The following is a 20224-nucleotide window of genomic DNA, read 5'->3' on the forward strand; positions in this document are numbered from 1 at the left end:
GATTTTCTCGATCGCTTGGGGAGCGGCGGCGGACCGCGGGGGCCCGCCGACGAAAAGTGGCTAGAAGCATTCGCCGTTGCAGATTTTCACCACCGAGGCGGGAGCGTCTTCCTTGGTGACCTGCTTGAGGGCACTGAGAAGATCGAGTTTCTTGACACGCAATGTCGGCACCGAGATGTATGGCGGGACGTCATGTCCAAGCAGTGCAAGCGCGGCTGCCTTGGCCTCGGCGACGCCCTGGTCGTAGGGACGCTGCGCGCCTACCGCCAGAAATTCGCCACGTGCAACGTTCAGCGCGCTGTCCGCGGCAATGTCATTGGTGGTGACGACGATATCGCGGCCGAGTGTCTTTGCCGCAGCCACGACTTGCTGGGCGGGCGTGTCCCAGGCAACGAAAATACCCTTCATGTCGGGGTGCGCCGTCAACATTGCGGTGGCAACCTCGTAAGCCTTCTCCGGCGCCGTGAAGGTGCCGATATCGGCAACCTTGATGTCGGGATGTTCACCGAACGCCTTCAAGGCACCGACCTTGCGGGCCGCGACCGAGTAGTAATAGTCATAAACCAGCGTGATGACGCCGACCTCACCCTTGCCACCAATCGCCCCGACAAGTTCCTGCGCGGCGAAATAGGCGTTCTTCTCGTTGTCGGAAGCGACGACGGTCACATAGTCCTTGGCGGGCGCCATATCGACGGGGACGTTGTCCATGAAAACCAGCTTGATGCCAGCTGCCGCTGCCTTCTTGTAGGCTTCGGACTCAGACTTCGGATCGATCGGGATCGAGAAGATCACGTCCGGCTTGCGGGCGATCATCTGCTCCAGATCGCTGATCTGCTGCCCGGGCTGGAACTTGGCGTCGGTGGTTCCGACAACTTCGATGCCCAGGTCCTTGAGCGTGTTGCTGATTCCGGCGACTTGCAACTGAGGCCAGCCGGCATCCATGGTGTGCATCACCAGGCCAGCGGTGAACTTTCCCGCCTTGAGCTTGGCAAGGTCCTCATCGGAGAATTTCAGCACATCGGGTGATACCGCCGGCGGACCGTCCGGGAAGCCTGGGACAGGTTGGCCCCTCGGCGACAAGGGCAGCGGCTCGAGCAGGGCTTTTGCTGCCGGTGGAATGGCGTCATCGGCGAGCGCCGGCGATGCGGCCAGTCCCGATAGCGCCAAGGCCAAGGCGGCCCCCATAAATCCACGATAGTGCATGTCATTCCTCCCGATCAGATGAAACGGCCGCAACGGCCGGGTGGCGACCTGGCTGGTCGTACTGGTTGGGCGCTGTTCAGCGCCCGTAAGGCATCAATGCCGCCGTGGCGGCACCCGAATAGTTCACGTAGACCGTCTTCTTGCGCATGTAGCTCTCGAGCCCATGCACGCCGTCGTCACCGCCCAGGCCGCTTTCGCGGAAGCCGACATGGAAACCCTGCAGCATTTCCGGTCCAATCCGGTTCACGTAGATCTCACCGAACGAAACCTCGTTTACGGCGTTCATGACGCGGCCCAGATCATTGGTGAAAAGATAGGCCGACAGGCCATAGTTGCTGGCATTGGTGATGCTGACCGCCTCCTCGAAAGTGTCGAAGGGCATGATCGGCACGACCGGGCCGAAGATTTCGCGCGTCATGATCGGCATGTCGGGCGTGACGTCTGTCAGTACGGTCGGATTGAGCCAGTAGCCGCCATCGATCGGCGCCTTGGTCGGGCGCCCGCCTGCGAGGGCAAGCCTCGCGCCGCCCGCGACGGCTTCCGCAAGGACCGCCTCGACCTTTTCCAGCTCGTCGCGGCTGACTTTCGGGCCGATATCCGTATTTGCCTGCATCGGATCGCCGACGACGAGCGACTTGGAGAATTCCACGAAGCGTGTGACGAACTGATCGTAAATCGAACGGTGAACGAGCGTGCGTTCGTTGCATATGCAGACCTGTCCGCAATTCATGTAGCGCGACGTGGCCGCGGAACGAACCGCCAGTTCGAGATCGGCATCAGCCAGGACGATGAATGGGGCCTTGCCGCCTAGCTCCAGCGAAACAGGCGTCAGATTGCGCGACGCATTCGCCATGATGCGCTTGCCGGTCGGTACGCTTCCCGTCATGGTGATGAGGTCGACGCCGGGTTGCGTGCAGAGCACTTCGCCGATAGTTTCACCTCGTCCCGTTATGACGTTCACCACGCCGGCCGGCACGCCCGCTTCGACAAAGATGCGGGCCATTTCGAGCGCCGAAAGGGGCGTGTCTTCATGCGGCTTGATGACGATGGTGTCGCCGGCGATCATGGCTGGCGCCACCTTGCGGCTGACCAGGGCGCTCGGGTAATTCCATGGAATTATGGCGGCGACGACGCCTACCGGCACACGCTGTATCCAGACCTGCTCTCCCGCGTAGTCGGATGGCAGGATCTCACCTTGAATGCGACGGGCAAACTCGGCGTAGTAGTCGAAGAACTCGGCCGCGCCGCCGACTTCACCTATTGCTTCATTGATCGGTTTGCCTTGTTCCCTGACCACCACTTCGGCCAGATGTTGGGCATTCTGCCGGATCAGGACCGCGATCCGCTTCATGATCATCGCGCGGGCGAGAGGCGATTTGAGCCCCCAAGCCTTCTGCGCCTTGCGGGCGGCTTCTATCGCCTGGCGAGCCTGGTCCGGGCTTGCCTCTGGCACGTCGACAAAGGCCATGCCATTGGCCGGATTGATCACCGATCGCGTGCCGGCTTCGCCGCTGACAAACTTCCCGTCGATCAACATGAGATAGGATGTCTTGTCTTCTACTGCCATGGTTCAATCCGCTTCCGCGTGCGTTGCAGGCGTGCCGACGCCTAAGGGTTGGATTTCGCCGCGGCCATCTGGACCGCGAACTCGATCGCTTCGACCAGACTGTCCTCATTGGCGATGCCCCTGCCGGCTATATCGAAGGCCGTGCCGTGGTCGACGGAGGTGCGGATGATCGGAAGGCCGAGCGTGACATTGACACCGGAGAGCGCTTTCCACTCACCGGTCACGGGATCGACGTTGAAGCCGAGCAATTTCACGGGGACATGGCCCTGATCGTGATACATCGCGACCACGGCGTCATACTGGCGGGCACGCAGCTTGACGAAAACCGTATCGCCCGGAACAGGCCCGAATACCGTAAAATCCGCGGATTTGTAGGAGACGACGACAGGGGTCGTGATGTCGATATCCTCACGACCGAAAATGCCGCCCTCACCGGCGTGCGGGTTAAGCGCGGCGATCGCAATGCGGGGATGGGCAATGCCGAGGCCGCGCAACGCCTCGACCGTCAACTGGATAACCCGCCGCAGCCGAGGCTCGGTCAGTTTCGACGGAACCTGGGCCAGCGCCACATGGGTCGAGACGTGGCTGACGCGAAAATCGCCATGGGCGAGCATCATCACGGAATCGCGGGCGCCTGTCAGTTCTGCCAGCATGTCGGTGTGGCCGGCATAATGATAGCCGGCCAGATTGAGCGCTTCCTTGTTGAGGGGGGCCGTAACGATGCCTGCAATTGAACCGGCCTGCGCCAGGCGAACAGCCTTTTCGATCGCCAGATAGGCGAGGCGCCCGCCTTCGGCCGACAGGACGCCTGTCTCAATAGGTGTCCGTTCGGGGCCGGCTTCCAGAATGGCCAGCGGCGGAAAAACCCCAGTGGCCGAAGCCGACGGCTGTTCCTCCTCGATGCGCCCGGAAATCGACTCCATTGCACGCATCGCGGTGACGCTGCCGATTATGAGAAGGGACAACGATCCGTCGGCAAGGCGCGGTTTCAGCCGTGCGCATGCCTTTGCGATGATCTCGGGGCCGATGCCCGCAGGATCACCCATTGTGATGCCGAGTCTTGGACCAGACATGAACGCCTCTAATTGGTCAATTGTGATCATCTTCTAATCCTTATAACCATGAATACGCAATAGTTTTCTTTTGCGGTCATTCGTAATCAACCGCGCGGTGAAAATCCGCATGTTTTTCAACCGCTCCGAAGGGGCGATCCCATATCCCCGGGCTGCTGAACCGTCGTTTGACGTCATTTGACCGGCGCTAACGACCCGCCCCCAATGCCTTTGGTCGGCGACGGTCGTGATCAGCGATGGGCTGGAGCCGCGAGCCTGCAGAAGAGGGCGCTGTCGCCGAATGCGCCAGATTTCGAGATTGTGGCCAGCCCCTTGAAGACGCCGGCTTCGATCCTGGAGATCGGAAGCCCCGGCTCAATCTCGCTCTCGACCGTGAGTGCGACGACGCCCAGGCTGGAGCACACCGATCGCAATGTTTCACCGCCGGTGACGAGCAGCGTTCCAGGCATTGGCAAGCCGTCGAGAAGCGAGGCAAACGCCTTGCTGATATGATCCGCCACCACGTGGCGATCACCCGATGCAGCGACGGTGACAACCGATGGCGCGCCTCTCATGATGCGTTTCGCCAAATCCCTTTTCGCTTTGTCGATGTCGCTTTCCACGACGATATGCGCGTCCGCATGCCCGGCGGAAAAGCAGGCCACTTGCGCCGCCGTGACTTCGTGATTGGTGCCGACAAGGCCCAGGAATGGGGCGGGCAATGCCGGAACAGGTTTGTGTGGCGTGCCCAGGTGCCGTGCCAGCGCGGCAGCCAGGCCGCCCGTACCAACCCAGAGCGTCCGCGGCGCGCTCGCCGTTGCAACGATTTCGTTCAGGTCCTTGTCCGTTTCGGCGTCGTAGAGCGTGATGAAATGAACTGGCCGCTCCCCCGGTACCGACCGGCCAGACGAAAAGCGCCGACCCAAGCCGGCGACGATGTCGGGACCTACCATTTCGGGCCGGTCGAGCCGCCATTGACGCCCAAGGCGTGTAACGCGGCCCTGAAAGGGGAACGCGGGCGCCAGGACAACGCGCTGGTAGCCGCTGTCGACGATACAGGCTTCTATTTCGGCGATGACGTGACCGCGCAAAAGGCTGTCGATCTTCTTGAAACTCAGCTGTCCGGCGGCAAGCCACGGCGCGAACCTCAAATGTCTCGCGACGGCCGTTGTCTCGGCGCCCTCACGTGTGGCGATATCGACAGCCAAACGGCCCGAGAGCTCACGATCCAGTTGCCAGCTCACGCGGACACCCTGGCCTGGCGAGGCGAAGCAAACCGCGCTGTCCAGGGCGCCGGTCAGGTCGTCCGCGATGATCCGGATATCCACAGTCTCAAGTACGCTCAACTGAAGAACCCGAACGGCTGACGCGCACGACGCGGACGTTCACATCGAGCGTCCGAAGATTGGTGAGGTTGGCCTGATCGATGCCGTCATCGGTAATGATCTGGTGGATGTCGGCCAGGCGGCAGATGGTGCAGAAATTGGGAGTGGTGAATTTGGAATTGTCGGCAAGCACGACGACCCGGCGCGCCGCGGCGATCATCGCCTGCTTCATCGCCGCGACCTCGAGCGAGGTCTCCGTGAGCATGTCCCCGGTGATGGCGTGAGTGCCCAGAATTGCCACATCGGCGTGGATGGTGCGCAGGAAATTCTCGCCAGGCTGGCCAACCAGAGTCAGAGAACCCGGCTTGCAGGTGCCTCCAAGCATGACGAGCCGCACTCCAGGCACGTTTGCAAGTATCTGCGCGATCGCGAGACTGTTGGTGACGGCCGTAAGCGCAATGGGTGCAGCCGCGATGGCGCGAGCGACTTCCAGAACTGTCGTGCTTGCGTCGAAAATGACACTCTGGCCGGGGCGAAGTTCCGACATCATGGCCGCACCTATGGCCTCCTTCTCAGCCCTGGCGAAGTGCGCGGCAGTGGCGAGATCCGGCTCGAAGGTGGCGAGTTCCGTGCGTTGAAGCATCGCGCCACCGTGCGTTCGCTCCAATGCTCCCTGCCGTTCCAGTGTCTCGAGGTCTCGCCGTATGGTCGAAGGTGACGCGCCGATGAGATCGATGAGTTCCTGAACGCCGACGGTTCCTTCCCGTTTGAGGCATTCGAGAATGAAAGCATGGCGCTTGGCCGGTATCAGATCGACCCGTCCACGCCCGCCATCGTCTTCCCATGACCCGGCGGACGCCGAGGGCCCGGTATCTTCCACCGTTGATTTTCGAACATTCCTTGCCACGTTCGTATCTCCGCACAGTGCAGCAACGCGCTCGCCGGAATCATAGCGAGCCCAGCATCGCGAATATCACGAATTCATTCGGCGAGCCCACTGGTTTGTCATGGCGATGAGCGAATTCCTGTCGCTTTTGGTCTTATTAGAATTATTTTGACTGATTTTGACCATATGTGATAAGCGGTGATCGTCAATCATCGTCAATTGGCACTGACAAGTGCGCAGTTCTTGTCAAAAAATGGGAATTAAGTCAGCGATTCAGAGCGCTTGGCTCTGTTGCGAACCGGGTTGGAGGAACCATGTCTTTCTTGTCGAAGCTGAAATCGGCCCTTGTCGGCGCCGCTGCCGCGGCCTTCTTGTCAACGGCGGCCGTCGCTGCCGATGAACCCACGGTCGGCGTTGTCGTGCCGACCCTGGATGCGCAATTCTGGAACAGTTATGTCGCTTTCATGAAGAAGGGAGCGGATGAGCTTGGTGTGAAGCTCGTCGTGCTCAATGCCGACAACAAGCCTGACCAGATGGTCAAGTCGCTTGAGGATCTGGTGGCCCAGAAGGTCGACGGCATTGTCTTCACGCCCTATTGGGCCACTGCCGCTCGCGGGCTTACCCTGGCGAAGGAAGCCGAGATACCGGTCATCCTTACCGACAGCTATCCGGATTTTTCGCCTCAAACCGAGCGTTTCCCCAATTACATCGCCTTTATCGGGCCGAGCGATGAGGACGCCGGATACCAAATGGCCAAGGCGCTGTTCGCCGCGATCAAGCCGGGGCCTGATGGCAAGAAAGTTATCGGAGTGGTGAACGGCACCGCCGGCACCTCGGTCGCCATTGATCGCCGCAAGGGGCTGGAAGATGCTCTCAAGGAAGCGCCCGATGTGCGCGTCGCCGGCGAAGTCGATGGCAATTTCGTCCGTGATACGTCACAGACCGCATTTGAGTCCCTCTTTCAGGGCAACCCGGACATCACCGGCGTCTGGGCCGCCAACGGCGGCACCGCGACCGGCGTAATGGCTGCGCTCAAGAACCATGGGAAAGCGCCCGGCAAGGACGTTATGGTCGTCGGGATGGATCTCAACCCCGAGAATGTCGATGCGGTAAAGTCCGGCGACCTGCTATTCGATATTGGCGGTCATTGGCTTCAGGGCGGCTTCGCCCTTGTCGCCCTTTTCGACCAGATCAAGGGAATTCCGGTTCCCGCGGGCGCCGACAATGTCAAGCTGAAGCTGCTGCCGCTGACCAAGGATCGCGTTGCGCAGTTCGAGAAGGACTTCCCCGGCGGCGTGCCAACATATGATTTTAAGCAGCACTCCCGCTTCTACAACAAGGACGCCAAGCCGGCCGTGTTCGAGATGCAGTATAGCAACTGAAGGTCCGATTGGGTCTGCCTGTGATCCCACGGTTGCAGGCAGGCTCTGCTTGGCATTTGGGCGTAGTCAATTCATGACACTTGCTGCGAGCGACCTGCGCAAAAGCTACGGCCAGACACGTGCCGTGGATGGCGTATCCGTGGTGCTTCGGCCCGGTATGGTTCACGCCATCGTCGGCGAAAACGGAGCCGGCAAATCGACGACCTTGCGTATGCTTGCGGGCGCGGAGCGGCCTGACAGCGGCGTCATGACGTTGGATGAAGCAAGCTATGCACCACCAAGCGCCATCGGTGCGGCGGCCCTTGGCGTATCGCTTGTATACCAGGAAATCACGATCAACCGTTCGCTGACTGTTGCCGAAAACATCTTCATCGATCGCCTGCGGCAGTTCGCCGGCCCTCTCGGTTTTATCGATCGCAGACGTATGGAAGCCGCGGCGCAAGCGATCCTGGAACGGATCGGCGCGCAAATATCGGTCTCTGCCGATACAGGCCGCCTCAATCTCGGCGAGCTGAAATGCATCGAGATCGCCCGAGCGCTGTCTGCAAATCCGAAAATCCTCCTTCTCGACGAATCCACCGCCTATCTCGATCATCGAGAGGTTCAGGCCGTCCTTCGCGTCATCAGCGAACTCAAGGTGCAGGGGATGACGGTCGCCTTCGTTTCTCATCATCTCGATGAGGTGCTCGCCGTCGCGGATGAATTGACGATCCTGAAAGACGGGCAATATGTCGGAACCTATCGCACGACCGAGATCGAGCCCAATGAAATTCATCGCCGCATGGTGGGGCGCGAGCTCGCGAGAAGCATCTATCCGCCGCGGCCGCCGAGAGATCAAAGCAAGCCAGTTGTCTTCGAAGCCTGCGAGGTCGCCGTTGGGCGCGAACTCGGCGGCGTCAGCCTGAATGTGCGTGCCGGCGAAATTCTCGGCCTTGCCGGATTGAAGGGCGCTGGCGCCGAAGCGCTGTTCGCGGCCATTTGCGGCGACTTGCCCTTGCGTGGCGGCTCGATGAAGCTTGCGGGTGGTTCATATGCGCCATCCAGCCCGACATCTGCCTGGGGACAGGGCGTCGCCTATCTGCCGGGTGACCGTCACAATGAAGGCCTGATCGCCGACTTCAGTATCCTCGACAATCTGGTGATGGCCCGCCCGCCGAATCATGGGCCGTTCTTCGATCGCGCCGCCGCCACTGCCATCGCGGGTGACCTCATCGCCCAGATCGGCATCAAGACACAAAGCGTCGATTCGTCCTGCCGTTCACTCTCGGGAGGCAATTTGCAAAAGGTGGTGATCGGCAAATGCCTGGCTGTCCAGCCGCGTCTGCTCCTGCTCAACAATCCTACACGCGGGGTCGATATCGGCGCCCGCACGGAAATCTATCGCATCGTCAGGCAGAAGGCGGCGCAGGGCCTCGCCGTGATCCTGTCTTCAGAAGACATGGCCGAACTGATCGGTATGTCGGACCGCTTGCTGGTGCTCCGGCAAGGACAAATTACGCATCGCATCGAGACGGCAGCAGATGCCACCGAGCATGACATCATTGGACATATGGCCTGACCATGGAAACGAACGAGACCTCGATCGCCACCAAAACACCGAACGCAACCGGGGAACCTGGCGTCAATGCCAGCCGGTTCGAAGTCGTCAAGCGCGGCTTTCCGCTCGCCATGCTCGTCCTGCTCATTGTGATCTTCTCGATAGCCTCGCCACGGTTCCTGACTTTCAGCAACCTTCTCATCGTGCTTCAACAAGGCACGGTGCTGCTGGTTGCTGCGCTCGGCATGACCTTCGTCATCATGGCCGGTTCAATCGATCTTTCGGTCGGTTCAATTGTTGCACTCGCGGCGTTGGCAGCGGCATTGACAGCTGACAGTCTTGGCGCCGCAGCGATCATTCCCGCCATTGCCGTCGGTGCTGTTGCCGGATTGATCAACGGCGTTCTCCTGGCCAAAGGCAAGGTGCCGTCCTTCATCGCAACCATGGGCGCGATGGTGGTCTATCGCGGCATCGTGCTGCTTTTCACACGTGGCGCTCCTGTCTCGATCGAGGATGAGCAATTCCTGAATGTCTATACCAATCGGACTTTGGGCATTCCGCATTCCGTGATCATTGGCCTGGTGCTGATGGTTGTCGCGTATGGCATCATCAACAGGACGGTGTTCGGGCGCGAGGTTCGCGCCATAGGCGGTGGGGAACGTGTCGCCATTTTAACGGGCATCCAGGTCGCACGCGTGAAAATCTATATGTATGTGCTTCTCGGCGCCTTGTGCGGCATTGCCGGCTTGCTGCAAGGCGCGCGCGCCATGGCCGCCACCGCTCAACTCGGGGAGGGGCTGGAACTGGACGTCATTGCCGCGGTGGTGGTCGGCGGAACACCGTTGACCGGAGGTGTCGGCAGTGTTGTCGGCACCACGCTGGGCGTTTTGATCATCACTCTGCTTTCCAACGGAATGAACATGGCCGGTGTCGATCCATACCTTCAGAATATCGTCAAGGGCACGGTCCTGGTCTGCGCGGTATTCGTGACCATTGATCGCAGGAAGATCGGCATCATCAAGTGACCGGAAGCGTCGACATGCGGTTGGGGGAGATCTTGCGCCTCTTTAGCGGATCTTCGCGCACTCGAAGTTGTATATCCAGTCCGCAGCAGTTCGTATCACGGCCTCTCGATGGACGCTGACCGGGCCTGTGAATAGACTGCCACCGCGATCAGCGTCAGCAGGCCGATGAACCAATATTGCCAAGCTTGCGACAGGCCCAGGAAAACCATCGACGAATTGACTTCCTGGATCAGGACGGCGCCCAGCAGCACGCCGATGAAGCTGCCGCGTCCGCCGAAGAGACTGGCTCCGCCGAGGACCACTGCGGCGATGCTGCCCAGCGTGTATTCGATGCCCTGATTGGGATCGCCTATCCCGAGCTGCGCCACCACCATCATGCCACCAAGCGCCGTGAGCAAGCTGCAGACGATGAACGCGCCGACGACAGTCCAGCCTGTGCGCACACCGATATGCGCCGCCGCCTTCTCGTTCGAGCCAACGGCGCGCAAGCTCATCCCCCAACGGCTGTAGCGCAAGCCGACTTCGAGGATGATTGCCAGGACCAACGCGACGATGAACATGATCGGAATGCTGCCGATAGTGGCTTTGATGGTATCCATGACGGTGGCGCTGATGGCTCCATCGGGATAGGGCCGCAGCAACACCGAGATGCCCTGAATGATGATGTAGACCCCTAGCGTCGCGGCGACGGAAGTGAAGTTCCCGAACCGAACCAAGGTCCCGTTGGTCAGGCCGACAAGGGCTGCGGCGCCAAACACGGCCAACACGCCAACGATTATCGTTCCCATGCCGGCGCCTTCATTCAGGAAGAATGACGCGATGACGAGGCTCAAGCCGATCAACGGGCCGACCGACAGATCGATCCTGCCGGTGAACACCGCGCACATCTGGCCAAACGAGACGAACGCCAGCGCAGCGGAAAGGAACAGGATCTTCTCGATGTTGAAGCCTGAGACGAAACGTATGTTGTGGGCAGACGCTACCAGGCCCAGCAGCACTATTAGCCCGGCAAGCACGAGGCTTGGAACATAGTCGCCCGCAGCAACTATTTGCAGCCATGAACGCCTAGTACCGGATCTGTCTCGTCCTTGCTGGTCGGTCTTGCGATGGGTGGTGGCCGTTATCATGGTCCGGCCGATACTGGCCTCATTGACGTCTTGGCCTGAGAGTTCGCCCACTACGTGCCCACGGGAGAAAACCAGCACGCGGTCGCATAGGCCCTCAAGCTCAACGATATCGGATGAGACGATCACCACCAATGTCCCGCGCGAAGCGACGTCACGCAGGATGCGATAGATTTCGGCGCGGGCACCCACGTCGACCCCGGCTGTCGGCTCCTCTGCCAGCACGAGCGAAGCTTCTGCCAGGAGAGCTCGTGACAGGATCGTCTTTTGCTGGTTCCCGCCGGAAAGCGTGGCGACATTCTGCTCGATCGATGCCGCGCGAATGTTCAGGTCCACTCGCTGCGTTTCCATTTGCCGCCGTTCGAGCGAGCGGTCCACGACGCCAAAATTCGCGAAACGTGACAGGGCCGAGATGGTGCCGTTCTCGCGCATGGAAAGACTGGGAAAAAGGCCTTCATGCTGGCGGTCGGGAGACAGATAGACAATGCCGGCACCACGAGCGGCACCCGGGTTGCCGAGCGGCACGGTCTTCCCGTCCAGAGTGACGGCTCCACGGGCATTTCCAAGACCTGCCAGCGAGCGCAGGAAGTCGCTCTGGCCGTTTCCGGTAATGCCGGCGATACCAACGATCTCGCCGCCACGCGCCGACATATTGATGTCTACGAAATCTGCGCCCGAAAGCCCTTTGACCTCAAGAACACTTGCGCCACTCATGACACCGGATGATTTGGCCGGAAATTGCTTGGTAACGGTGCGTCCGACAATAAGGTTGAGGATCTGGTCATCGCTGACATCGCGCACCGGTGCCGATCCCTTCACTTCACCGTCACGCATGACGGTGACCGTGTCTGCGATCTGTCTGATTTCCTGCAGCCGATGCGAAATGTAGATGACCGCCGCGCCGCGAGCCGCAGCTTGGCGCACGTTGCGAAACAGGATATCGACAAGGTCGGCTGTCAAAGCCGCGGTGGGTTCGTCAAGAATGAGGATCTTCGGGTCGATCGCAAGCGCCTTGGCAAGTTCTATCAGTTGGCTTTGTGCTATGTCGACATCACACAGCCGGGTCTTGGGATGAACGGCAGAGCCAACACGATGGAGCTGGGCGACTACCCAGTCATTGGCATTCGCATAATCCGTTCGAAGCGCTGCTGGAACTGCAAGCAGCAGGTTTTCAGCCACCGTCAGATCAGGAAGCACTGCCGGGTGCTGATGCACGATGGCGAGCCCGAGCCGCTGCGCCTGTGCCGCGCTCAAGCGATCTAGAGTTTGTCCGCATATTTCGATCGAACCCTGATCGAAGCTCAAATTCCCGGAGGCAATGCCCATCAATGTCGACTTGCCTGCGCCATTTTCTCCCAGAAGCGCATGAACCTCGCCACATCGCGCGTCAAACGAGATGTCCTTCACGGCCACGACATTGCCGAAACGCTTCCATACGCCTTGCATTCGCAATCCCAAAGGGGCGCCCGATACGGCGTCGGCCGGGGGTGCCATGTCAGGCTGAAGCTGTTCGACGGTGGCCATGGTCGATCCTCCTAAGTGTCTCCATCATCCTCCTTGAGGAGATGAAGGGGCGGGCAGAAGCCCGCCCCGTTTTGCTCGAGATCAGAGACCGCCCTTAAGGGCCGCCAGGACTTGTTCGTCCGTCAGGCTGCTGCCATTCGAAGCGGATTCCGGGAGCTTCGGATTGCAGAACACCGTTCCGGCAAGCGAATCCTCCAGCTGGAAGTTCGTCACTTCCTTCACACCCGCCGCGGCCACCGTATGCTTGGTGCCATTGGGATCGGTTATGACGAGCGGCTGATCCATCTTGCCGCCGGCGGCCTCGGCAATCGCCCAGCGCACGGCCAGGCGAACATTCCACTGCTCGGCGCTGTTTGTCGTGTACTGGAAGGTGGACTTGGCGTCGGCGTCGTGCAGCTTCTTCCAGGTGCAGCCGAACACGTTGGCGTCTTCACCGGCGATCAGCGGCAGCGGCCGACCGGCCCGTTCGAAAACGCCCGAGGCGACAACGCCCATGCTGAGGTCGGCGATCACACCGTCGATCTGCGGATACTGGGCAATCAGCGCGCCCAGTGATTTGGCGACCATGCTGGAATCCCAATTCGTCACTTCGAACGGTTTCTGCCCGATCTGGACGATGCCCGGATAGTCCTTGAACGCTTCGAGGATGCCATCGGCGCGCTCACGGCTCTGGCTGGTTCCGGCAGGTCCGCCGAGATAGGCGACATTTCCCTTACCGTTGAGGGCCTTGGCCATCCATTTTCCCCAGTCGACGCCGTCCTGGTGGAAGTTCGTGCCGACGAAAACGCTGTAGTCCTTGCCTTCCTCGCCGCCGACACGGGCGCGGTAGGGGACGACGGTGCTGCCTTGCTTGAAAGCATCGCGGATCGCCGGCAACATGGCTGGGCCGGCATCGGGGAACACGACAATGGCATTGACGCCGCGTGCCGCGAGACCGCTGAGGTCGGAGATTGCCTTCTGGGTGTTCCCCTGTCCGTCGGTATGATCCCAGCCGGTGACATTCGGGCACTGGCTGGCCTCGTTGATCGCAGCGGCCGTCGTCATCTGCCGCCAGGGGTTTTGGGCGAAGCCATCCGCCAGCGCGACGGAGATTTCCTTCGTGCCGCAGAAGCTCGGCGGCGTCGCCGCCGGTTCGGCGCAGAAGACACCACCGGCGATGCCCTTGCACCAATCCGCGGCGCCGGCTTGTGTGACCGACAGCGGTGAGACAGTTGCAAAGGCCGACAGGGCGAGCGCGGCGCCCCATATCACGTTTAATCCAAGATAAGACTTCATCATTTCCTCCCAACGAAGTTTGGTTGCTGTTCTCCAACCTGCCCGTGATGGACAGCGTTGAAACTGTTTATTCCCTTGGCCGCCGACCATCATGCGGTCGACCTGTTCCTCAAGCTGATTGCACGCCTGAGATTGCGAAAATTAAGACCATAGATGCCGACCCCGACCAGGATCGCGGCACCTTGAAAAAGGTATTGAACGCCGATGCTGGCGCCCGTCGTCAGCACCAATTGCTGGAGCTGTGTGAGAAAGAGAGCGGCGATCACGGTTGCCGCCAGATTGCCCTTGCCGCCAAACAGCGAGGTTCCACCCAGAACCGTCGCGGCGATCGACGGCATCAGGTAGTTGTCGCCCTGCTGCGGACTTGGCAGTTGCATAAGGCCGCCGAGCAGAATGCCGCCGGCCGCATAGAGCAGGCTCGCGCCCACATACGCGGCGATCTGGTAGCGGTCAGCGACGATACCCGCCGCGCGTGCCGCTCGGCTGTTTGCGCCGACAGCCTCGAAATTACGCCCGAAGGTCGTCGCCTTGACGACGAAAATGACGACAATAGCCATCGCCACTGCCAAATAGGCGAGCTGCGTGATGCCAAATATCTTGCCGTTGGCGAATGCCGCTATCGACCCGGGTACCGACACCGGCGTGCCGCCCGAAATCTTGACGTTCATGCCATAGAGCAGCGCGTTCATGCCGATCGTGGCCACGATGGGCGCAACACGAACCTTGCTGACGAGCAGGCCGCTAATCAGCCCCGCTACAGCTGCAGCGGCGAAAGCGTAAAAGAGTGCCAGGACGACACTGCCCTCGGCATTCGGTTGGCTCTCTGAGAAGTAACAGACGATGACAGCGCTGAGCGAAACCATCCCCGGCACGGACAGATCGATGCCGCCCTGCTGGATGACGAGTGTCTGACCCAGGCTGACCAAGGCCAGGATCGCGGCAAAGGGAAGCATTCCGCTCATCGCTCCGGTGCCAAGACTCTGCGGGGCGATCAGGCCGCCGAAGACGAACAGGACCAGCGTTGCCGCCGCGATACCCGCGGTCGGTCCGCCAGCTGAGGCAAACCAACTGCTCGGTCCGGATGCACCTTCTCCTAAGGCCGTGACCGGCTTTGGCTTCTCTGAAGGCTTTTCCACGTGTCTTGTCCTTCTGCGGATTCGCGGCAATGAACTTGTTGCTTAAAGCAGTGCGGATCTTGCTCCGCTGGCCAGACAGATTTCGCTGATGCGCAGCTTCTGGCTGGAGAGCCGGGACGGGAATGTCTGTTCAAGCCGCGACTCGTGAACGGGTATGACCCGTCGAGACTCATGGCCGACCTGTTTCATCATGGCTTCGGTGGCCATGATCAGATTGATCTGGCTGCCGGTGGCAAGGCCGACCGGGAGATACATGTCGTCGATCTTGAGCTGTTCGGAGGCGCCGTTCAGGTTCTCGAATTGGTAAACAAGATCACCGGCAAGCACCCAGGTGTCCTGGGAATCCGTCTTGCCATCATTGCGCACCGTCACCCACATGCATGCGAAGGTGTGGCTGTCATAGGCGACGTGAAGATCGATGCCGGGGAAGACGTTTTCCATGGCGCCATCGACCGCGATGAGGCGTTTGTCGCGCGCCAGCTGCACACCGCGCAGGATATCCGCCGTATCGATGCCGGACAGGATCCAGCGCATGCGGTCCGGCAGCGACATTGCCCAGATCCATTCCTGCAGCTCCTTCTTCTGGACGTAGAAGGTGGCGTTGGGAAATGCATCGACATTGCCGAAATGATCGAAATGCGCGTGCGTGATAAAGACTGCGTTGATGTCTTCCGGCGTCAATCCGATTTCGGCAAGAACCTCGCGCGGTCCGCGCCAGTTCTGGACATTGAACAGCGTGCCAAGATAGTTCCCGTAGTCGCGGTCGTTGTAACCGACGTCGACCATCGCGGCCCAACCGTCTCCCTTGATGACGGCGTAGCAGTAGGGCAGCTTCACATAGCCTTCATTGTGAGCGCCGTAGATGACGCCGCTCTTGTGGTATTCGGGCACATAGCCGTACTCGAGGACGTAGATCGAATAGAGTGACACCGGTTTCCTCCCTTGATCCACCCGGTTAATTTTTCGCGGGTCGGCAGTTGCAGCAGGCCGCCGTGAAATCCACGGGGGTCAGTCCGGCGGAAGGTTCCGAAACCATCCGCAGCGACCGCTGCGCGGAAAAAAGCGCGTCAACGACGGCATCGAGATCGGGACTTGCCGGATCAATGAGATCGGCAAGACGATCAAGCCGCGAGAGTATCCGGACGAGAAGCAGGAGTAGATCGGCTAGCGCGGCTTGGTGGCGGGCTGCTTTCGGCGGCGCCTTCACCGCACCCAGACGGTCGGTTGCCTCGCGCAACTGCCTTGTCACCGACGCCAGCAAGAGATCGTTGCGGTTGCGGTCGAGGCTGTCGGTCTGGAGCAGAAGCAGGATTCCCGAAAGCTGGCCAACGCATCGCTTGGCGGCGTCATAGAGCGGGCGTGTGTCTGACAGGTAGGAGGCGAGCACTTCATCCTTGATCCCTGACTTCAACAACGCATCGGGCTGGTACTCGCGGGGGGTGTCCCATATGGAGCAGGTGGGACGATGCACGCCTTCGATCCCTGACGAAGGCGCTGGAAATTCGCGACAAAACGGTAGAGGCACCCTCCCACCCGCAAGCGGAGCCTCGTCTCGTCCGGAATTGATCGTAAGCATGCGTCGCCTCCAATGTTCGTCGTCGCATCGATCCGCAGGCCCGTGCGGACTGTCTTTTCAGTGCATGAATCGGCCGCCGTTCACGTCGAGAATGAGCCCCGTCACGTAGTCGGACAGGTCCGAGACCAGGAACAGGCAGGCTTTTGCGATATCGTCAGCCGTCCCGAGCCGGCCCAGCGGGATGTTCACGACGATGTCGCGCCGCTTGTCTTCGGTCAGCTTGTCTCCAAAGATGTCCGTGTCGATCGTGCCTGGGGCAATCGCGTTGACGCGGATATTGTGCTGCGCCAGTTCACGCGCCATCGACTTGGTGAGGCTGTGGATGCCGCCCTTGGCTGCGGAATAATGCGGCCCGCCGAAAATGCCGCCGCCGATCTGGGCCGCGATCGAGCCGATCGAAACGATCGCGCCGGAGCGCCGTTCGATCATCGAAGGCACGGTAGCCTGGGCCATGTTCAGGCTGCCACGCAGGCTGGAATCGATGACCAGGTCGAAATTCTCCTGGGTGATATCCATCAGCCGGTCTGGTTGGCTGATGCCGGCATTGTTGACCAGGATGTCGACATGTTCGAAGCGGGCCATGACGTCACCAACTGCCTTGCGGCAAAAAGCAGGATCCCGGACATCGCAAGCGACGCCGATGTGTTCGGAGCCGATGTCGCGGGCCGCATTCATGGCGGCCTCTTCGTCGAGGTCGAAGATCGCCACGCGGCAGCCCTGCGCGGCAAGCCGCCGGGCCGTGGCCTTGCCTATGCCGCGCGGCGAGGCGGCGCCTGTGATAATGGCGGTCTTGTCGTTCAGCATCACGGTGTACTCCTCCCCATATGAATTCATTCGGCGGCCTCGGCCTCGTCTTCGATATTCAGGCCTGCCCAACCCTCGATGAGGGCCGCGATGCGCGAGCAATCGGCGTCGGCCATGCCTTGAGTCATGGCGAACTGCCAGAACTGGCGGACGTTGGCCCCGAGCCACATTGGCACGCCCATACGCTCGGCTTCCTGCATGCAAAGTGTCACGTCCTTGTGCATGAGCTCGGTGCGAAAATTCTGGTCGTAGCGGCGTGTCACCACATGCTTTGGATAGGCGATCTCCGACACCCAGGACCGGCCTGAGCCGGCATTGATGATCCGGAACAGATCCTCGGGCTCGATACCGCCCTTTTCGGCGAATGCCAGCGCTTCGCCAACGATCACCATGTTGGTTGCGGTGAGAAGATTATTGGCGAGCTTGAGGATCTGTGCCTTGCCGACGTCCGGGCCGAGATGGACAAAAGTCTTTGCAAATGTCGCCAGGAACGGTCGTGCCCGTTCCAGTGTCTGCTCCGACCCCGACGCCATGACCGCCAGCGTCTCGTTGCGGACGCCGATTGGTCCGCCGCTGACGGGCGCATCCAGCACCGAAACGCCGCGTTCCGCCATCGCATCACCGACCTTGCGCGCCATTGTCGGGCCGGTGGTCGAGAGATCGATATAGTGATTGATGCGTTTGCCATGGATGAGGCCGGCCTCGCCGAGCGCGACGGCCTCGACGATCGGCGCGTTTGGCAGGCTGACGAAGACCGTCTCGACCGCATTGGCGACCGCGGCGGCGCTGTCTTCCCGCTTTGCTCCCTGCGCGACAAGCACGTCGACGGCCGCAGCGTTGGTATCGAAAATGTGGACGTCGAGCTGGGCTGCCAGAGCCTTGCTCACCATGGGCATGCCCATCGCACCGAGACCGACGAATCCGTAAGAATTACTGGGCACGCGCTCTCTCCCCGATCGCTGTAAGATGTGACGGCGCGCCTTCGTAGAGGCGATAGATGCCGGTGCCGTCGATGTCGCCGTGGCCGGCGGTGACAAGAAGACGAAAGAGCTGGGCAGCTTGGCCGGACATTGGAGTTGCCGTGCCCGACATACGGGCAAGCTCCTGCACCATATCGAGGTCTTTCAGCAGCTGACGCGCATAGGCCCGCGGCGCGAAATCATGTACGGCGATACGTGGATAGAGCTGTTGCATCAGAACGCCGTCGGCATGGCCGTATTTCACGCATTCAGGCAGCAGTGCGGCATCCATTCCTGCCGCTTCAGCGAGGCGCACGGCTTCGGCCAGAACAGCATAATTCGTGCCGACCACGAGCTGCGCGATCATCTTGGCAACCGAACCCATGCCTGTCTGTCCGACATGGGTGAACTGCCGGCCGATATCCTGGATCAAGGAACGGATGCGTGCGATCGCCCAATCCGAGCCGCCGGCCATGATCGTCAGTGTGCCTTCGCCTGCCGCCGAGGGACCACCCGAAACCGGAGCGTCGATCCATTCGCATCCCGTGGCCGCTAGGACGCGCGAACCGATGGACCGGCAGAAATCCGGCGACACGGTTGAGAAATCCACCACGATCTGCGGTGACAGCAGAGCATCCGACAGGCCCGCTTGGCCAAACACCACGGTTTCGACCGCCGCCTGCGACGGCAGGTTGAGGAGCACGAGATCCGCATCCGCGACACAGTCTTTTGGCGACGCAGCGCCAACTGCACCCGAAGCCATAGCCACCGCTTGCCGGCCGGCATCGGCGTCGAAGACCCGCAGCTTGTAGCCAAGCCCTCCAAGGCGCGCGGCCATCGGTCCGCCCATCAGGCCGACGCCGATATAGGCAAGGCGCGGCTTACTGTATGTCATAGAATTGGACCGCATTGTCGTGGAACAGACGCTTTTGCGCTTCGGGTCCGAGATCCGCCGTGATCTCCTTGTAGCCACCGAAGATCTTGTCGAGCGTGCCGCACACACTGTCGACCGGGAAATTGCTCCCGAACATGCAGCGCTCGACGCCGTAAATTTCGATGATCGACCTCACGATGTCGCGGTTGTTGGCGACCGTCCAAGGCTGGCCAGGCAGGCCGATGCCGGAGATCTTCACCGCCACGTTCGGCCGCTTGCCGAATTCGGTCATTGCCGCCCTCCAGCCGGCAATCCCCTCGGCACTGCGATCGGCCGGCAGCCCTGAATGCAGCAGGATGATCTGCGTCTGCGGGAAGCGGTCGGCGAGCGTGCACGCCTCGTGCAGATGCCACCATGGTGTCTGCAGATCGAACCGCAAACCATAGCTGGACAGCATCGAGAAACCTTCGACCCAATGCGGGTCGACCATGCTGCCTGGAGCGGCTGAGCCGGGCTTGGGATTGGATTTCGGCTTGTGACGCAGGCCGCGTACGAAGGCGAAACCGGCCAGCCGCTCCAGCACCCGCGCGCGGTCGTCCCGGTCGAGCCATGCCTGGCCGACAGCGACGTCGGGCCACCCCGTCTCGCGACGAAGGGAGGCGATATAATCCATCTCGCCGATCGGATCGCTCGGATCCCACTCGGCTTCGATATAGACCGTCTTGACGACGTTGTGGCCGGCAGCGTCCCGCTTGTAGTCGGCCGGCAGATAGGGTCGGCATATCAAGGAGTAGTCGCCATAGCGGAACGGGATCAGAGGCCGATCGTTCAGCCACGGATAGTAGTTCTGCTCCGGATTCCAGAAGTGGACATGAGCATCCACCATCAGCATATCAGTCACGTCTGTCTCCTCACCGTCCCGGGACAACCCATCTCAGATTGGATGCCAGCTCCTCTTCCAGCATCCGCAGTCGT

17 protein-coding genes are annotated in these 20224 nt (G+C 60.8%); 3 read left to right on the plus strand and 14 right to left on the minus strand.

Annotation, left to right across the window (positions count from 1 at the left end):
* Positions 1-60: 60 nt before the first annotated feature.
* From LB569_RS03285 to LB569_RS03305, 5 genes are all read right to left on the minus strand, one after another.
* The gene (locus tag LB569_RS03285; protein ID WP_224691041.1) at positions 61-1203 is read right to left on the minus strand and encodes a substrate-binding domain-containing protein; all 1143 of its coding nucleotides are present in this window, start codon (positions 1201-1203) and stop codon (positions 61-63) included.
* A gap of 76 nt (positions 1204-1279) precedes the next feature.
* Positions 1280-2770 carry an aldehyde dehydrogenase gene (gene aldA / locus LB569_RS03290; RefSeq protein ID WP_224691042.1) on the minus strand — a complete coding sequence of 497 codons (1491 nt, stop codon included), beginning with the start codon at positions 2768-2770 and terminating at the stop codon, positions 1280-1282.
* A gap of 41 nt (positions 2771-2811) precedes the next feature.
* Positions 2812-3816 (minus strand): 4-hydroxythreonine-4-phosphate dehydrogenase PdxA, encoded by a 1005-nt coding sequence (gene pdxA, locus LB569_RS03295; protein ID WP_411970183.1) that lies wholly within the window; start codon positions 3814-3816, stop codon positions 2812-2814.
* Positions 3817-4073: 257 nt separating this feature from the next.
* Positions 4074-5168 carry a four-carbon acid sugar kinase family protein gene (locus LB569_RS03300; protein ID WP_224691044.1) on the minus strand — a complete coding sequence of 365 codons (1095 nt, stop codon included), beginning with the start codon at positions 5166-5168 and terminating at the stop codon, positions 4074-4076.
* The gene (locus LB569_RS03305; protein WP_318013094.1) at positions 5155-6054 is read right to left on the minus strand and encodes a DeoR/GlpR family DNA-binding transcription regulator; all 900 of its coding nucleotides are present in this window, start codon (positions 6052-6054) and stop codon (positions 5155-5157) included. The genes LB569_RS03300 and LB569_RS03305 overlap by 14 nt, the downstream gene beginning before the upstream one ends.
* Before the next feature lie 302 nt (positions 6055-6356).
* On the opposite strand from LB569_RS03305, the gene LB569_RS03310 reads away from it, so the two are divergent.
* The 3 genes from LB569_RS03310 to LB569_RS03320 all read left to right on the plus strand — a co-directional run bounded on the left by LB569_RS03310 (position 6357) and on the right by LB569_RS03320 (position 9977).
* On the plus strand, positions 6357-7415 hold the full coding sequence (locus tag LB569_RS03310) for an ABC transporter substrate-binding protein (RefSeq protein ID WP_224691045.1): 1059 nt from the start codon (positions 6357-6359) through the stop codon (positions 7413-7415).
* Complete coding sequence (locus LB569_RS03315; protein ID WP_224691046.1) at positions 7339-8973, plus strand: sugar ABC transporter ATP-binding protein; 1635 nt, start codon at positions 7339-7341, stop codon at positions 8971-8973. Before LB569_RS03310 ends, LB569_RS03315 begins: the two co-directional genes overlap by 77 nt.
* Positions 8974-9083: 110 nt before the next feature.
* Complete coding sequence (locus tag LB569_RS03320; protein WP_224691047.1) at positions 9084-9977, plus strand: ABC transporter permease; 894 nt, start codon at positions 9084-9086, stop codon at positions 9975-9977.
* Positions 9978-10072: 95 nt separating this feature from the next.
* Here the strand turns inward: LB569_RS03320 and LB569_RS03325 are convergent, their stop codons facing one another.
* The 9 genes from LB569_RS03325 to LB569_RS03365 form a co-directional block, all read right to left on the minus strand.
* On the minus strand, positions 10073-12625 hold the full coding sequence (locus LB569_RS03325) for an ATP-binding cassette domain-containing protein (RefSeq protein WP_224691048.1): 2553 nt from the start codon (positions 12623-12625) through the stop codon (positions 10073-10075).
* An 81-nt stretch (positions 12626-12706) separates the two neighbouring features.
* Positions 12707-13993, minus strand: coding sequence for a substrate-binding domain-containing protein (locus LB569_RS03330; protein ID WP_224691049.1), 1287 nt, complete (start codon positions 13991-13993; stop codon positions 12707-12709).
* The gene (locus LB569_RS03335; protein ID WP_024505466.1) at positions 13990-15036 is read right to left on the minus strand and encodes an ABC transporter permease; all 1047 of its coding nucleotides are present in this window, start codon (positions 15034-15036) and stop codon (positions 13990-13992) included. The genes LB569_RS03330 and LB569_RS03335 overlap by 4 nt, the downstream gene beginning before the upstream one ends.
* A gap of 42 nt (positions 15037-15078) precedes the next feature.
* Positions 15079-15966, minus strand: a complete 888-nt coding sequence (locus LB569_RS03340) for an N-acyl homoserine lactonase family protein (protein ID WP_024505467.1) — start codon at positions 15964-15966, stop codon at positions 15079-15081.
* 25 nt (positions 15967-15991) lie between these two features.
* Positions 15992-16612: a hypothetical protein gene (locus LB569_RS03345; RefSeq protein ID WP_224691050.1), complete on the minus strand. Its 621-nt coding sequence runs from the start codon at positions 16610-16612 to the stop codon at positions 15992-15994.
* 57 nt (positions 16613-16669) lie between these two features.
* On the minus strand, positions 16670-17419 hold the full coding sequence (locus LB569_RS03350; protein WP_224691127.1) for an SDR family NAD(P)-dependent oxidoreductase: 750 nt from the start codon (positions 17417-17419) through the stop codon (positions 16670-16672).
* A 23-nt stretch (positions 17420-17442) separates the two neighbouring features.
* Positions 17443-18357 (minus strand): NAD(P)-dependent oxidoreductase, encoded by a 915-nt coding sequence (locus LB569_RS03355; RefSeq protein ID WP_224691051.1) that lies wholly within the window; start codon positions 18355-18357, stop codon positions 17443-17445.
* Positions 18347-19270 carry an NAD(P)-dependent oxidoreductase gene (locus tag LB569_RS03360; RefSeq protein ID WP_224691052.1) on the minus strand — a complete coding sequence of 308 codons (924 nt, stop codon included), beginning with the start codon at positions 19268-19270 and terminating at the stop codon, positions 18347-18349. The genes LB569_RS03355 and LB569_RS03360 overlap by 11 nt, the downstream gene beginning before the upstream one ends.
* Entirely contained in the window at positions 19257-20141 is an 885-nt protein-coding gene (locus LB569_RS03365) for an amidohydrolase family protein (RefSeq protein ID WP_224691128.1), read from the minus strand. Before LB569_RS03365 ends, LB569_RS03360 begins: the two co-directional genes overlap by 14 nt.
* Positions 20142-20224: the final 83 nt, after the last annotated feature.

Origin of the sequence: Mesorhizobium sp. BH1-1-4, from assembly GCF_020165665.1 — a bacterium.
GTDB lineage: Bacteria > Pseudomonadota > Alphaproteobacteria > Rhizobiales > Rhizobiaceae > Mesorhizobium.

Excerpts from the sequence above, each read along its gene's own strand:
- LB569_RS03360 (WP_224691052.1), bottom strand. The coding sequence starts at position 19,270 with ATGACATACAGTAAGCCGCGCCTTGCCTATATCGGCGTCGGCCTGATG.
- LB569_RS03365 (WP_224691128.1), bottom strand. The coding sequence starts at position 20,141 with ATGCTGATGGTGGATGCTCATGTCCACTTCTGGAATCCGGAGCAGAAC.
- LB569_RS03315 (WP_224691046.1), top strand. The coding sequence starts at position 7,339 with ATGATTTTAAGCAGCACTCCCGCTTCTACAACAAGGACGCCAAGCCGG.
- LB569_RS03320 (WP_224691047.1), top strand. The coding sequence starts at position 9,084 with ATGCTCGTCCTGCTCATTGTGATCTTCTCGATAGCCTCGCCACGGTTC.
- aldA (WP_224691042.1), bottom strand. The coding sequence starts at position 2,770 with ATGGCAGTAGAAGACAAGACATCCTATCTCATGTTGATCGACGGGAAG.
- LB569_RS03325 (WP_224691048.1), bottom strand. The coding sequence starts at position 12,625 with ATGGCCACCGTCGAACAGCTTCAGCCTGACATGGCACCCCCGGCCGAC.
- LB569_RS03285 (WP_224691041.1), bottom strand. The coding sequence starts at position 1,203 with ATGCACTATCGTGGATTTATGGGGGCCGCCTTGGCCTTGGCGCTATCG.
- pdxA (WP_411970183.1), bottom strand. The coding sequence starts at position 3,816 with ATGGGTGATCCTGCGGGCATCGGCCCCGAGATCATCGCAAAGGCATGC.
- LB569_RS03345 (WP_224691050.1), bottom strand. The coding sequence starts at position 16,612 with ATGCTTACGATCAATTCCGGACGAGACGAGGCTCCGCTTGCGGGTGGG.
- LB569_RS03330 (WP_224691049.1), bottom strand. The coding sequence starts at position 13,993 with ATGATGGTCGGCGGCCAAGGGAATAAACAGTTTCAACGCTGTCCATCA.